General features: G+C 47.0%; 13 protein-coding genes and 1 riboswitch. Of the genes, 4 read left to right on the top strand and 9 right to left on the bottom strand.

Annotated features, from left to right (window positions below; translation table 11 throughout):
* Window positions 1-4 precede the first annotated feature (4 nt).
* A complete protein-coding gene (locus ACR65H_RS04350; protein WP_440498954.1) occupies window positions 5-709 on the top strand; it encodes a hypothetical protein in 705 nt (234 codons plus the stop codon).
* Window positions 710-748: 39 nt separating this feature from the next.
* On the opposite strand, the gene bioB is transcribed toward ACR65H_RS04350, so the two are convergent.
* From bioB to ACR65H_RS04335, 3 genes are all read right to left on the bottom strand, one after another.
* Complete coding sequence (gene bioB, locus ACR65H_RS04345; protein ID WP_440499210.1) at window positions 749-1,750, bottom strand: biotin synthase BioB; 1,002 nt, start codon at window positions 1,748-1,750, stop codon at window positions 749-751.
* The gene (locus tag ACR65H_RS04340; RefSeq protein WP_440498952.1) at window positions 1,750-2,346 is read right to left on the bottom strand and encodes a biotin transporter BioY; all 597 of its coding nucleotides are present in this window, start codon (window positions 2,344-2,346) and stop codon (window positions 1,750-1,752) included. The genes bioB and ACR65H_RS04340 overlap by 1 nt, the downstream gene beginning before the upstream one ends.
* Before the next feature lie 135 nt (window positions 2,347-2,481).
* On the bottom strand, window positions 2,482-2,667 hold the full coding sequence (locus tag ACR65H_RS04335; RefSeq protein ID WP_440498951.1) for a histidine kinase: 186 nt from the start codon (window positions 2,665-2,667) through the stop codon (window positions 2,482-2,484).
* 114 nt (window positions 2,668-2,781) lie between these two features.
* A riboswitch (SAM riboswitch) is annotated at window positions 2,782-2,887 on the top strand.
* A 116-nt stretch (window positions 2,888-3,003) separates the two neighbouring features.
* Here ACR65H_RS04335 and ACR65H_RS04330 point away from each other — a divergent pair.
* Window positions 3,004-4,851, top strand: coding sequence for a bifunctional homocysteine S-methyltransferase/methylenetetrahydrofolate reductase (locus ACR65H_RS04330; protein WP_440498949.1), 1,848 nt, complete (start codon window positions 3,004-3,006; stop codon window positions 4,849-4,851).
* Window positions 4,844-8,281 carry a methionine synthase gene (gene metH / locus ACR65H_RS04325; RefSeq protein WP_440498947.1) on the top strand — a complete coding sequence of 1,146 codons (3,438 nt, stop codon included), beginning with the start codon at window positions 4,844-4,846 and terminating at the stop codon, window positions 8,279-8,281. The genes ACR65H_RS04330 and metH overlap by 8 nt, the downstream gene beginning before the upstream one ends.
* Before the next feature lie 2 nt (window positions 8,282-8,283).
* Here metH and ACR65H_RS04320 read toward each other — a convergent pair whose 3' ends face one another.
* The 6 genes from ACR65H_RS04320 to ACR65H_RS04295 all read right to left on the bottom strand — a co-directional run bounded on the left by ACR65H_RS04320 (window position 8,284) and on the right by ACR65H_RS04295 (window position 13,767).
* Window positions 8,284-9,003, bottom strand: a complete 720-nt coding sequence (locus ACR65H_RS04320; RefSeq protein WP_440498945.1) for a hypothetical protein — start codon at window positions 9,001-9,003, stop codon at window positions 8,284-8,286.
* On the bottom strand, window positions 8,954-9,274 hold the full coding sequence (locus ACR65H_RS04315) for a hypothetical protein (RefSeq protein WP_440498944.1): 321 nt from the start codon (window positions 9,272-9,274) through the stop codon (window positions 8,954-8,956). The genes ACR65H_RS04320 and ACR65H_RS04315 overlap by 50 nt, the downstream gene beginning before the upstream one ends.
* A gap of 108 nt (window positions 9,275-9,382) precedes the next feature.
* The gene (locus ACR65H_RS04310) at window positions 9,383-10,816 is read right to left on the bottom strand and encodes a cryptochrome/photolyase family protein (protein ID WP_440498942.1); all 1,434 of its coding nucleotides are present in this window, start codon (window positions 10,814-10,816) and stop codon (window positions 9,383-9,385) included.
* Window positions 10,791-11,516: an ABC transporter ATP-binding protein gene (locus ACR65H_RS04305; protein WP_440498940.1), complete on the bottom strand. Its 726-nt coding sequence runs from the start codon at window positions 11,514-11,516 to the stop codon at window positions 10,791-10,793. Before ACR65H_RS04305 ends, ACR65H_RS04310 begins: the two co-directional genes overlap by 26 nt.
* A gap of 3 nt (window positions 11,517-11,519) precedes the next feature.
* A complete protein-coding gene (locus tag ACR65H_RS04300; RefSeq protein WP_440498938.1) occupies window positions 11,520-12,584 on the bottom strand; it encodes an ABC transporter permease in 1,065 nt (354 codons plus the stop codon).
* 19 nt (window positions 12,585-12,603) lie between these two features.
* Window positions 12,604-13,767, bottom strand: coding sequence for a methyl-accepting chemotaxis protein (locus tag ACR65H_RS04295; RefSeq protein ID WP_440498936.1), 1,164 nt, complete (start codon window positions 13,765-13,767; stop codon window positions 12,604-12,606).
* A gap of 28 nt (window positions 13,768-13,795) precedes the next feature.
* Here ACR65H_RS04295 and ACR65H_RS04290 point away from each other — a divergent pair, with 28 nt between their 5' ends.
* Window positions 13,796-14,713 (top strand): MerR family transcriptional regulator, encoded by a 918-nt coding sequence (locus ACR65H_RS04290; protein ID WP_440498934.1) that lies wholly within the window; start codon window positions 13,796-13,798, stop codon window positions 14,711-14,713.
* Window positions 14,714-14,741 lie beyond the last annotated feature (28 nt).

The following is a 14,741-nucleotide window of genomic DNA, read 5'->3' as shown; positions in this document are numbered from 1 at the left end:
TATTATGCAGACGAATGTTTTTAGCGCCGATAAGCTGCCAGGTAAAATGTCAGCAGCTAAAAAAGTTTATTATTATCTTGCCCTTATCGGCTTCGGAGCGTTTGGCATCGCTCTATTATACTTGACCGTAGATACATTTTTGGACGGAGAGTGGCTACTGGCAGCCCTGCTCGGCGGCATTTCCCTATTCATCGGTTGGATATGCATCCAACTTCTAAAGCTACCTCGGCAAAAAGGGCCAACAACGTTCACAAAGGTGGAGGAACAAGATGGCTACACACTTTACTTCGCCAACGAGTGGACCGGTGAAACGAATTCCGTCACTTTCCGTTACGACCAAATAACCGATCTGCTAATCGGCCTCTGGACGAATCCCGGGTTCAAAGGAAAGAAAAACGATTATATCGGTGCCCGTCTTCTTTATCGATATCGGGAGGATAATGGGGATATGAAATATTTCGAGACGGTCATCATCAGTGAGCCGACGCTGGAAGAATGGGTTAAAACGATTGAGGAACATCAACTTCCTGCACGAATAACGAACAGAAATATCTCTGCAGTTAAAGAAGCCCAGTTTGATGACATGCTCGAAACGATTGAAGCAATACCTTTTGACGGTTCAATTTCGGTAAAGGAGTATTTCATGGAACAAGAAGACTTTTCTTTATGGCAGCCGCCATCAATGAAAAAGGGCGATCCTTCAAGTTGAGACTCATCAACTTGAAGGATCGCCCTTTGTTATCTTTATTCAACTTGTTACCGGCTGTTTCGTTAATGGCTCCAAATCGACTTCGAATCCAAGATCCATTAGCATTTGCCGGTCCCGATCGCTTTCTTGTCCGGCAGTCGTCAAATAATCACCGATAAAGATCGAATTTGCCGGATAAAGACCGAATGGCTGAAGCGACCGCAGATTCACTTCCCGACCACCCGAAATTCGGATTTCCTTCGTCGGATTGATGAAGCGGAAGAGGCATAGCACTTTTAAGCAATAGCGTGGTGTCAGCTCATTCATCCCTTCGAGCGGCGTCCCATCCACCGCATGCAAAAAGTTAACAGGAATCGAATCGGCATCCATCGCATGCAGACTACGTGCCATTGCAACTACATCCTTTTTCGTCTCCCGCATACCGATGATAACGCCTGAGCACGGCGAAATTCCAGCTTCCTTCGCTAGTTCGACCGTATTCACGCGATCATTGTATGTGTGGGATGTCGTAATGCTATCATGATGTGCGGCAGACGTATTGATATTGTGGTTGTAGCGATCGACACCTGCTTCTTTCAGACGTTTTGCTTGTTCAGGCTTCAAAATGCCGAGACAAGCACAGACAGTCATGTCTCTATGCTTCGCTTTAATTTCCTTAACGGAATCAATGACGATTTCAAGTTCCCGATTGACCGGTCCCCGACCGCTTGCAACGATACAATACGTTCCTGCCTTTACAGACGCCGCACGTTCAGCCCCCGCCACGATTTCCTCCTGTTTCATCATTGCATATTTCTCAATCGGGGCTTTTGAGACGATCGACTGCGCGCAATACCCACAGTTTTCCGGACAAAGACCAGATTTTGTGTTGATGATCATGTTTAACTTCACTCTATTTCCATAATAATGCTTCCTAATTTTATAGGCCGCATGCAACAACGGAAGCAGATCATCATCCGGGCAATCCAAAATGGAAAGCGCTTCTTCATCTGATAAAGCTCCTCCATTGAGGATGCGATCTGCAAGCTCCTCATAATTCATCAATGCGCACGCCTCACTTTCAGAACTTTATACATCCGATGGCCGAAGATTCCTGCAAGAACGGAAAGGAAAATATCCTTCGGCAACGGCGGTATCATCCAGGCCCATGCAACCTTATAACTGAATGCATCAGGGGCTGCTGCCCATAGCTTATAAGCTGCATACATCCAATTTGTTCCGAACAAATAATTCACACTCATTGCGACTAAAGCTGCAACGATATAGCTTCTCAAACCCCCATATTTTTCAACAATCTTACCCGCGATATACGCGACAATAATAAAGGAAACGATAAAACCGAATGTAGGTAAGAGAATAGCACCGAATCCTCCTTGGAATTTCGAGAAGACCGGCGCCCCCGCCAATCCGACGATCATATAAACTGTCATCGCTGTTGCGCCAAGTCGGCTTCCTAGGAGAAGCCCCGCCAGCACTGCGAAAAACGTTTGCAATGTGATAGGCACACCGCCGATCACAAGAAACGGTACAAACGATGTAATATTTGCCCCAATCATCATTAATGCCGCAAACATCCCACAGTAGACGAGACTGAGAGCGCTCATCCCACTTTTCGTTTTCACTGAAGCTGTTGTCATAATCCACCTCGTAATTTGAGTTATCTTCAATAGAATATAAGTTAACTCAATTTGTGTCAACCTGAATTTTATTAAAGTTAACCTAAATGCAGCGCACAAAAAAACCGACAGCTTAAGTCGCTATCGATTTCTGTATTAATGCTTCTTGTCTTCATTTTTCGGAAATAAAAAATGGGCAATTAACCCGCTTAAGAGAGCTGCACCTACTGTAATCCATACTCGAGTCATCCCTGGCACTTCTTGATGATCCTTATGGAGCATCCACCACGAAACACCGGCGACAAGGAGTGCAATCGGAACGGAAAATTTGAAGATCCTCAACGAATTCACCTTCTACTTTTTGTTCATACGCCTATTCTATCATAATTCACCTATTGACGTGGCGGACAATTAACGATATGATGTTTTAAATTATTCAAACAACTGCATAACAAATTCTTATCAAGAGAAGCTGAGGGACTGGCCCGTCGAAGCTTCAGCAACCAGCCGTTTCGGTCAGGTGCTAATTCCAGCAGGTCCATTTCGGCCTGATAGATGAGAAGGAGCGAGATTTCGCATATGTAAAGCCTTCTTTTTATTCGAAGGCTTTTTTATTTTTCATTGCTGTCGAAATTTATTGTATAGGAAGTTGCAGACTTGAAGAGAGGATGATTTCTGATGAGATTGCTTGATCGGTTGAAAGATAATGTACTAGTGGCGGATGGCGCAATGGGAACGCTGCTTTATTCATATGGCATTGACTTTAGTTATGAGGAATTGAACATTGAAAAGCCGGAAATCATCGAGAAGATCCACCGTGAATATATCGACGCGGGGGCGGATGTGATTCAGACGAATACATATGGCGCCAATTCCCTTAAGCTCGCCCGCTATGGTTTAGAGCATAGGGTGAAGGAATTCAATGAGGCGGCGATTCAAATCGCAAAGCATGCAGCAGCGCCTGGCAATCAATATGTGCTCGGGACAATCGGAGGACTGCGTGGCATCCGGAAAAGCGACGCCTCTATCGCCGAAGTGCTGACGATGATGCGCGAACAGGCAGATGCATTGCTATCCGGCGATCCCGACGGACTATTATTGGAAACATATTATGATTTTGAAGAGCTATCGGCCGTCGTTACTGAATTGCGGAAGCTGACGGATATCCCACTCATTGCACAAGTAGCGATGGATGAGCCTGGCATATTGCAAAATGGCATGAATCTGAATGATGCCCTTCACCAGTTGGAATCAATAGGCGCTGATATTGTCGGTGTTAATTGCCGGCTAGGCCCGTACCACACAATCCAAGCTTTTGAAAAAGTGTCAATTCCAGAGCGAGCATTCTTATCAGCAGCCCCGAACGCAAGCTTGCTCGACGTCGAGGATGGCCGTATCGTCTATGCGTCCGAAGCAGACTATTTCGGCCGTGCAGCAACGTTCCTTCGTGAAGAGGGAGTACGCCTCATCGGCGGATGCTGCGGAACGACGCCAAAACATATTGCAGCTGCCAAAAAGCAATTGGCGGGATTGCCGCCGGTAACGGAAAAAACCGTCACTCCACAAAAGCCGATTGTCATCCGGGAAGCGGAACCTGCAAAACACGAACCTCTTCACATAAAAGCGAAGACAGAGCGGACGGTCATCGTAGAGCTCGACACGCCTCGCCATTTGGAAACCGAGCAGTACTTTGAAGGAGCGAATAAATTATATGCAGCTGGTGTAGATGCCGTCACAATGGCGGACAATTCCCTCGCCTCCCCTCGCATTAGCAACATGGCGATGGGCTCAATTTTAAAGCATGAGCATCACGTACGGCCGCTTGTCCACCTGACGTGCCGCGACCATAATTTAATCGGTTTGCAATCTCATTTAATGGGGCTTGATGCGCTAGGAATCCATGATATCCTTGCTGTTACCGGCGACCCGACGAAGGTTGGCGACTTCCCAGGCGCTACGAGCGTCTATGATGTATCAAGCATGGAGCTGTTGCAGCTCATTAAACAATTGAACGAAGGCATTTCCTTCACAGGCAAACCGCTGCGCAAAAAAGCAAAATTCTCGGTCGCTGCCGCATTTAATCCGAATGTTCGCGTCCTCGATCGCGCTGTACAACGTCTTGAGAAGAAAATCGCGTCCGGGGCCGATTATTTCATTACCCAGCCCGTCTATACGAAAGAGAAGATCATCGACATATACGAAGCGACGAAGCATTTAGATACACCGATTTTCATCGGCATCATGCCTCTCACGAATATTCGAAATGCGGAATTCCTGCACCATGAAGTTCCTGGCATTAAACTATCCGAAGAGGTGCTCGAAAGGATGGCCGCTTGCGGGGATGACCGTGAAAAAGCGACTCAGGAAGGCGTCAACATTTCAAAGGAACTGATCGACACTGCCGCCGAGCTATTCAACGGCATCTACATTATTACGCCATTCCTTCGCTATGACATGTCGTTAGAACTGATCAATCATATAAAACAGCTTGATGCGGAGAAGGAGAGGAATATCGTCCATGCCTAAACATCCTATTGAACAACAACTGAAAAATAGAATTCTCATCATAGACGGAGCGATGGGCACGATGCTGCAAGCGGAAGATCTATCCGCGGACGATTTCGGTGGCGAAGAATATGAAGGTTGCAATGAATATTTGAACATCCTCCGCCCTGATATTCTCGATAAAATCCATCGTGCCTATTTAGAGGCGGGTGCCGATATCATTTGCACAAACACATTCGGGGGTACTCCCCTCGTACTGGACGAATTCAGTCTCGGTCACCGCGCTTCTGAAATTAACAAAAAGGCTGTGGAAATCGCGAAACAGTGCGCAGCCGATTACTCGACAACTGAGCAGCCGCGTTTCGTCGCCGGTGCAATTGGCCCGACTACGAAGACTCTCTCCGTTACCGGGGGGATTACATTCGATAAGCTTTCCGAGGACTTCTACGTTCAAGCGAAAGCACTGATTGAAGGCGGCGCTGATATTTTATTGATGGAAACGAGCCAAGATATGCTCAACGTCAAAGCCGGAACAATCGGAATCAAGCGGGCATTCGACGAAACAGGCATTGAACTGCCTGTCATGATCTCCGGGACGATTGAACCTATGGGTACAACGCTAGCCGGTCAAAGCATCGAAGCGTTTTATATTTCCATCGAGCATATTAAGCCGCTTTCAGTAGGGTTGAACTGTGCGACAGGCCCGGAATTCATGACAGACCATCTGCGCTCGCTCTCTGATCTTGCAACGAGCTTTGTCACTTGTTATCCGAACGCCGGGCTGCCGGATGAAGAAGGCCATTACCATGAATCGCCTGAATCGTTATCACAAAAACTAAAAGGTTTTGCAGATAAAGGATGGCTGAACATGGTTGGCGGATGTTGCGGAACTACGCCTGATCATATTCGTGCGATCCGCGAAGCTGTGGACGGACTCGCTCCACGACAAAAGCCGGAGAATGGGCATGATCATGCCGTTTCGGGGATTGAACCGTTGTTGTACGACCCATCGATGCGCCCATTGTTAATCGGCGAGCGGACGAACGTCATCGGATCTAGGAAATTTAAACGGTTGATCGTAGAGGAGAAGTTTGAGGAGGCTTCCGAGATTGCACGTGCCCAAGTTCGCGGCGGCGCTCATGTTCTCGACATTTGCCTTGCAAACCCGGACCGGGATGAACTTGAAGATATGAAGAATTTCATGCAAGAAGTCGTCAAAAAAGTGAAAGTGCCTCTCGTCATCGATTCGACAGATGAAAAAGTAATTGAAGAGGCGTTGAAATTCTCTCAAGGGAAAGCGATCATCAACTCGATCAACTTGGAGGATGGCGAAGAACGGTTCGACGCGGTACTTCCTCTCGTGAAAAAATTTGGCGCTGCCGTCGTCGTCGGGACAATCGATGAAATCGGGATGGCGGTGACACGGGAACGAAAGCTCGAAATTGCCGAGCGTTCCTATGACTTACTTGTAAATAAATGGGGAATCGCTCCTGAAGATATCATTTTCGATCCGCTCGTCTTCCCTGTCGGAACAGGTGATGCACAATACATCGGGTCGGCAGTTGAAACGATTGAAGGCATCCGTCTGATCAAAGAGAAAATGCCGCGTTCATTAACGACGCTAGGTGTAAGCAACGTCTCTTTCGGACTGCCCCCTGTTGGCCGGGAAGTGCTGAACGCGGTGTATTTATATCATTGCACGCAGGCAGGACTCGATTACGCTATTGTCAATACAGAGAAATTGGAACGTTACGCGTCGATTCCGGAGAATGAAATAAATCTAGCGAACGATCTGCTATTCCATACGACAGATCAGACGCTAGCAGATTTCACTGATTTCTATCGGGATAAAAAGAAGGAGAAAACCGAAGACGATATTCCAAAGACGGTGCCCGAGCGGCTTGCGTATTATGTCGTTGAAGGGACGAAGGAAGGGTTGATCCCCGATTTAGAGGCTGCGCTTAAGATGTATGACACGCCACTTGACGTCATTAATGGACCTTTGATGGAAGGGATGTCCGAAGTCGGACGCCTATTCAACGACAACCAGCTGATCGTCGCGGAAGTATTGCAAAGTGCAGAAGTGATGAAGGCTTCGGTTTCATTCCTCGAGCAGTTCATGGAGAAGAAAGAGGATGATTCCGGCAAAGGGAAGATCGTGTTAGCGACTGTGAAAGGCGACGTCCATGACATCGGGAAAAACCTCGTCGATATCATTTTGAGCAATAACGGGTATCGCGTCATCGACATTGGTATTAAAGTGACTCCGGCGACGCTCATTGATGTCATCCGAAAAGAAAAGCCGGACATTATCGGGTTATCGGGGTTGCTTGTAAAATCGGCGCAGCAAATGGTGATAACCGCTCAGGATTTCAAGGCAGCAGGTATTGATACGCCTGTCATGGTTGGAGGAGCTGCGTTGACCCGTAGATTTACGGAAACGAAGATTGCCGCGGAATATGATGGACCAGTCATTTATGCAAAGGACGCGATGCAAGGGCTTGAACTGGCGAACCGATTGCAAGGCGGCGATAAAGAGGCTTTGTTAAATGAACTTGTTGAGAAGCAGGAAAAGCGGCTTGAGTCGGAGGCGATCCGAGCGACACGGGATACTGCGGTTGCAGTATTGCCGAGGCCTGTGAAGACAGTACGGGAGGATGCACCTGTATTCGTACCATCGGATCTTCGTAGACGTGTTCTAAGAGATTATTCCGTTTCGCATTTATATCCCTACGTTAATATGCGAACGTTGATCGGGCATCATTTAGGCTTGCGCGGCAATGTCGATAAGATGCTTGCAAATGGAGAGGAGCGAGCGGTGCAGCTTCATGAAATGGTCACTGGATTCTTAGAATCGGGACAGTTATCCGCTTCCGGCATGTACCAGTTCTTCCCTGCGCAGGCGGATGGAGACGACGTCATCATTTATGATCCGGAAGACGGGAAGACGGAAATCGAACGTTTCACGTTCCCTCGTCAAAGCAAGGAGCCGTTCCTCTGCCTTGCCGACTATTTGAAGACGGCGGACAGCGGGGAAATGGATTATGTCGCATTTATGCAAGTGACGGCGGGTCACGGCGTGCGGGACTATGCGAATAAGCTGAAAGCCGAAGGGAAATTCCTTGAGAGCCACGCGTTCCAAGCAACTGCGCTTGAACTCGCGGAAGGTTTCGCTGAGCGGGTTCATCAGGAAATCCGCGACCAATGGGGCTTCCCGGACGCCACCGACTTCACGATGCGCGACCGGTTCGCGGCCAAGTATCAAGGCCAGCGCTTCTCGTTCGGCTATCCGGCTTGTCCAAACCTCGAGGACCAGTCGAAACTGTTCGGTTTGCTGAAACCGGAAGACATCGGCGTCCATTTGACCGAGGAATTCATGATGGAGCCAGAGGCATCGGTGTCGGCCATCGTGTTTGCACATCCGGATGCAAGGTATTTTAATGTTGATTGAAGTTAGGGGTCGCCTCCTTTGCGGGGGCGGCTTTTTTTTGAGGACGGATTTGATTTCTTGAGCGTGGAGGTGGCTTTCTTGGGCGCGGGGAACAGTTTCTTGAGCGCGGATTTGATTTCTTGAGCGCGGGAACAGTTTCTTGGGCGCAGATTTGATTTCTTGAGCGCGGGAACAGTTTCTTGAGCGCGGATTCGATTTCTTGAGCGCGGGAACAGTTTCTTGGGCGCGGATTCGATTTCTTGAGCGCGAGGAACAGTTTCTTGAGCGCGGATTTGATTTCTTGAGCGCGGGAACAGTTTCTTGGGCGCTGATTTGATTTCTTGAGCGCGGGAACAGTTTCTTGAGCGCGGATTTGATTTCTTGAGCGCTGGACCAGTTTCTTGAGCGCGGATTCGATTTCTTGAGCGCGGGGAACAGTTTCTTGAGCGCAGATTTGATTTCTTGAGCGTGGAGGTGGCTTTCTTGGGCGCGGATTTGATTTCTTGAGCGCGGGACCAGTTTCTTGGGCGCGGATTTGATTTCTTGAGCGCGGGGAACAGTTTCTTGGGCGCAGATCTGTTTTCTTGAGTGCGGACAGGTTTATATGTAATCCGACTCCCCCGACGCGATTTAAAAAACAAAAAAGCTGTCCCATTGTCGATTTGCTCGACGCCGGAGACAGCGATATTGCTTTTAAAACGGTCTTCTCCCGAAGCCGAAGAAGCCTCTGCCCCTTCTACCAAAACCAGGCCCTTGTCCAGGGAATACTGGCGCGCCCATTACATTTTCCGTTGTCTCGGTATAATAGTGTCGCGGCGTGATAACAGGATGCTGCCTGTTGACGTTGACTATCGGATGAATATATGGTTGTTCAACCGGGAAGAATTGGTCATGGTAACGGCATTGTGTCGGGCAAACAATTGGTTGCAATTGAGTGTTTTGCGGCATTTGATTCATAGGAAGCATCTGGTTCATTCCACAATGTCCTCCACAGTGTCCACGGTGCATCATCATCTTCACTCACCCCCTCGTTCTATTACATGTGAAAATGGACGGGGCATACGGGCGAGCGACTATGGTTGAAAGGAATTTCTGTGTGCTTGTCTCCCCACGTGGGCACATCTAGGTCCCTTTCACTTGTTGATATGCGTCCAATGCACGATTCCTCGCAGCTGCATGATCGACAATTGGCAAAGGATAGGTCACGCCAATTTGAATGTCGGCCTTTTCCAGAACGGAGACAGGCGCTTCCCACGGCTTATGTATATACGGAGCTTGTAGATTGGAAAGTTCCGGCACCCATTTCCGTATATAGCGACCACTCGGGTCAAATTTTTCGCTTTGGAGGAACGGATTAAAAATCCTAAAGTAAGGGGCAGCATCAATGCCGCATCCTGTTACCCATTGCCATCCCGTCGCGTTGTTTGCAGCATCGAAGTCGAGAAGCGTATGCTTAAACCAGTTATAGCCTTCTTGCCACGGAATTAATAAATGTTTGACTAAAAACGAGGCAGTTACCATTCGAACTCGGTTGTGCATCATCCCCGTCTTCCATAGTTCTCGCATGCCTGCATCGACCAATGGATAGCCTGTCTGCCCCCGTTTCCATTTCATAAGTTGCTCTTCTGTCCCTTGCCAAGGGAAATCCAGAAATTGCTTTCGCAACGGATATCGGATGATATCTGGCTTGTGGATTAGCTGGTGGTAGGCAAAATCACGCCATATTAGTTGTTTAAGAAAAGTGTCGATGGATTGATGGACCGAGGCTTCCGTTGTTTCTTCGCTTACAGATTTTGCGGAATGCCACATCGCCTTCACGCTAATGTTTCCTGCAGCTATATACGGCGACAGTTCGGAGGAGGAGCCGCTTGAAATAAAGTCCCTCTTCGCATGATAAAAAGACATTCCATCCTCCAAATATTGTTGCCATTTTTCAACTGCCGGATGCTCTCCCGGTTTCCAATACTCGTCAAACTTCTGATGCCAGTTTTTCTCGTCGATGATCCGCAATTGATTCAACGCAAGGGAGTGAATCCCTCGTTCAATTCCTTTCATCTCAACTGGAAAGGGCCGCGGGCGCGCTACATCTTCCTGCATGCACCTTTTCCAAAAAGAAGTGAACACTTTATAAGGCTCGCCTTGTTTGTTCAACAGATCAGGGCTAAATAAAAGGTGCCCGTGAAATGATTGCACCTTTTTCCCAATTGATTCGAGTTGAGCTTTAATCCTGCTTTCTTTCTTCCGTTCCACAGGCTCATAACGTTCATTGAAATAAACGGCATTTGCTTCAGCCTCATCCATCACCTCAACAAGTGCATCAAACTCATCTCCATATTTAATAAACAGCTTCAAGCCATGTGCCTGAAGCTGTTTTTCAAGTGTTGCGACGGAATGGTAGATCCACCATGAGGACGCTTCACTTTCCGCATATTCTCGCTTATCTTCTTCTGACCAGATAAAGACGGGAATAACGAATCCTTCTTTCGCCGCCTCTGATAATGCAGGGTTATCGTGTAGCCGAAAATCTTTTCTAAACCATACAACTGTTTTTTGCATCATCTTCATCCTTCTTGAGAGGAGTCAATTCTTCTTGCAGTACGAGGACACCATCTGTCATCATGTACACTTTGTCACAATAACTAACGAGACGTGTATCATGCGTTACGACGATGCTCGTTGTTTTCTTATTTTTCGTCTCCCTCTTTAATAAGTCCATTACTTCGTACGCCCGGTCTGAGTCTAAAGATGCCGTTGGTTCGTCAGCTAAGATGATTGATGGGTTACTATATAATGCCTTCGCAATGGCTACACGTTGCCGCTCGCCTCCGGACAAGTCGGACGGGTACTTGCCTCGTAAGTCGCCAATGCCTAAGTCTTTGTAAAGCTGTTCCATCTCATCAACATTCATATTACCCTTTTTCACTTTGTTTAATAGCTTTAATTGCTTTGCCACTGTCAAGAAAGGTATTAAATTCGAAGCTTGAAGGATGAAGCCGATTTCATTCAACCGAATTTGCGCACGCTCTTTTTCAGTCATCTTCGTGACGTTCTTTCCATTCAAGATGACGTCTCCGGAAGTCGGAGTAAGCAGTCCACCGACAATGCTCAGAAACGTACTTTTTCCGGAACCCGAAGGCCCGACAATCGCAATTAATTCCCCACGGCTTGCATGGAATTCCGTGTTCTTTAGCGCATCCACCTTTTTATGACCGCTGCCAAATGTTTTCGTCACATGTTTTAACTCCAGGACTGTCATCATTCACCCTCCAATCGCTTTCAATGGATCTACCCGGACGATCGTCCAAACTGAAAAAACGGCTCCTGCAATAGCTACGATGACAAGAACTGCCCCGTATATGAGCATCGTCGGCAAGTCAAAGGAGACTGGAACAGCGGCTGGTAGGAATGCCCCCGTTGTCAATGTTAGCGCCAATCCGATCATGACGCCGATAGCTGCTAATAGTAAAGTCTGTGCAATGACCGATTTCGATAAATAATAATTAGAGATCCCTTGCGCTTTCATTACACCGAACATACTAATTTTCTGGACAGTTAATACGTAAAGGAAAATGGCTACAATGACTGCTGATATAGCAAATAGAAAATAGATCATGAACGTCAACGTTAAATTTTGTTCGGTGTAGCCAGGCAAGCTTTGAATGAATTCTTCTATTTCAATAACTTGCAGAGCATCGTCTTGAACGACATTGTCTCCTCCGTTCCGGATGACAATTCCATTGATGCGATCATTGTTTGCTTCCGCACCTACTCCGTATTTAACTTTATGGAAAGTGTCAAGGTCGGCGTAAAGAACCGGCGCTGCGTTGAACCTGGCTTTATCGGTAAAGCCGACAATTGTTACTTTTTCTATAGAGGATGATAAATGAAGTTCATCTCCTATGCTAAACCCTTCCTCTTTTAATGAATCGTCCGCGATCACTTCGTTCATCCCCGCAATAGACTTACCTTCCGTCACTTCCGGCATGAGGAATTCGTCTTTTCGAATTCCAAAGAGCGATACATTGGTCTTTTGATCACCATTCCCGGCAATTGCGCTAATTTGGCCAATGACCGCTATTTCGTCAGCCTTTACCGCTTCTGTTTGCTCGATCAACATAGATGATTGATAGAGACTCTTATCAGATTCCTCCGTTAAGATAATTGCAGACGCCTTCCATTTATCGACCGATTCCCGATTTAGATCCTTCAAGTCTGTTGCTAGGCCAGATAAGAAGAAGACGAGATAAGCGACAAGCATGAGGACACCCGTAATCAGTACAAATCTCAGCTTATTCTTTTGGATTTCATTCCACGCGAGAAACATTTTCCACACTCCTTGTCACTTATATTTGCAAAGCTGTCTGGTGAAGACTGTCGGCTGTAGCTGCCACCTTCTTCGTGTCGTTTCCTATTTCCTTAATAACTTGCACAAGTGCCGTCACGTCTGTTTCAATTCGGCTAATATGCTCATTATTGTCCTCTATGGAATGGAGGATCTTCATGAATTTCATTTGTGATTCTTTAGAACCTTTCATCCCAAGGGAAACACTTTCTCGTACTTCGTCAATTGTTCCGACAGCCTGGTCTGTTAAGCTAGTGGATTTACTGACGAGTTCAGTAATTTGCTCAACGGATTGTTTAGATTGCTCCGCTAATTTACGGACTTCCTGGGCTACGACCGCAAAGCCTTTACCAGCGTCCCCCGCTCGCGCTGCTTCAATTGAGGCATTTAAAGCCAACAAGTTTGTCTGTTCTGCAATCTTTTTCACCATCTCGATAATATCGATAATTTCATTCGAGGAGTCTTTCAAATCCCCGATTAGGTTCACCATCTTCTCCGTATTCCCAGAAATGAAGGTCATCTGCTCTTCCAACTGCTCCACCTTCTCATTTCCAAGGACAGCAAAGCTTTGAATCATTTTCACACTCTCAACATTCGAATGGATACTGGAGCGAATGACATGTGCATTTGCATCCACTTGTTCAATTGAGATGCTAGTTTCTTCCGTTAGGCCTGCTAAGTCTTCGCTGATGGATGAAATCTTTCCTTTCAATTCATTTTTCACAATATCATATTGCTCACGCCTCAACTCTTCATTCTTCTTCTCGTATTCTTCCAACACAATTTGCATTTCAAAGTTTATGAGCTTGGAGACGGCCGTAGCAGCTGCCATCCGTTCTTCCCAAGGGCTTACCTTTTCGGAAATCAGTCGGATCAACTTTTCCTGGATTTGTTGAAAGGTACCCATGTACCATTTCGGTTCGACACCCAGGCTGAAGTGCATGTTCGCCAATTTCACCTTTTTTCTGATGGACTCCGTATCTATCCGCCCGTCAAACATTTCCACGATGTAGTCACTTAAAACGCTCTTCAAATAATCCACTTGTGTCCGTTCCTCAATAATTTTACGAAGTTTAGGAACCGCTAATACATTTTCATAAAAAACAGAGACCACATCTTCGATACTTTCTTTAATAATAGGTTGATATGTATGAATCTTTGCCAAATCTTGCAATTCGTTAGGAGGGGCCGGTTTGGGCAGAGCTACTACAAATAATCGTTATTATATCCAGCAGGTTGCGGACATGACGGGTCTTTCCAAGCAGGTCATCCGCAAATGGGAAGAGCGTTACGATCTTATCCGCCCCGAACGGCTACCAAATGGCTACCGCATATATAGCGAGAAAGACATCAATCTCCTCTTGCATGTCAAAACACTCTGTGAAGAAGGCATGCCGATCCGGCAAGCAGTTCAACTGGCCGATAAAATGAAAGAAGAGATAGTTCCCTCCCTTAAGGAACCATCACTCCAAAAGGGCAGGTTGAATGAATTCGTCCTTCAATTATTGGAAAAGGGAAACAGATGCGATGAGCTCGAATTGATGATCACCCTTCAACAGGCAAATTACGAAGTCGGACTTTCCGCCTTGTTGGACCAAGTCATCAAACCTTTCTTGCAGGAAGTCGGCGATCGATGGGAGAGAGGAGAATGGGATGAATACCAAGAATCGGTTTCAAGCCTCGCCGTCCGTGATTATCTCGTGCAGCTCCGAAGAAACAATCAGCATCATCCGGAAGCCCCTGTGGCCCTCGCCGCATGCCTTCCATATGAACGGCATGAAATCCCGCTTCATCTTGTCCTGTTACAATTCATGCTAAAAGGATGGCGTACCTTTCTAGTCGGCGCTTCCCCCGCACCGGGTTCCATCGAGGCAGTGATCCAAAAGATCCGTCCTGACATCGTTATCCTTTCTGCGTCCACTTCCATCCCTTTTGAAGAGGAGCCAGACCTATTGAAGAAGCTTGATGCATTTGCAGCAAAGCAGCCGAACAGCCACTTTTTCATCGGCGGTAAAGGAACGATGGCACAACAAGCCGCAAAAGAGCTACAGGCCATCCGCCTGACAGATGACCTCCAAGATGTGTGGGAGAGTATTGACTTAGGAAAATAAGCGTGACGCAATCGTTTTCAAGCAAAAA

The organism is Sporosarcina sp. SAFN-015, from assembly GCF_059415085.1.
Note: the sequence above shows the minus strand (reverse complement) of the source record. Positions and strands in the feature narration are given on the sequence as shown.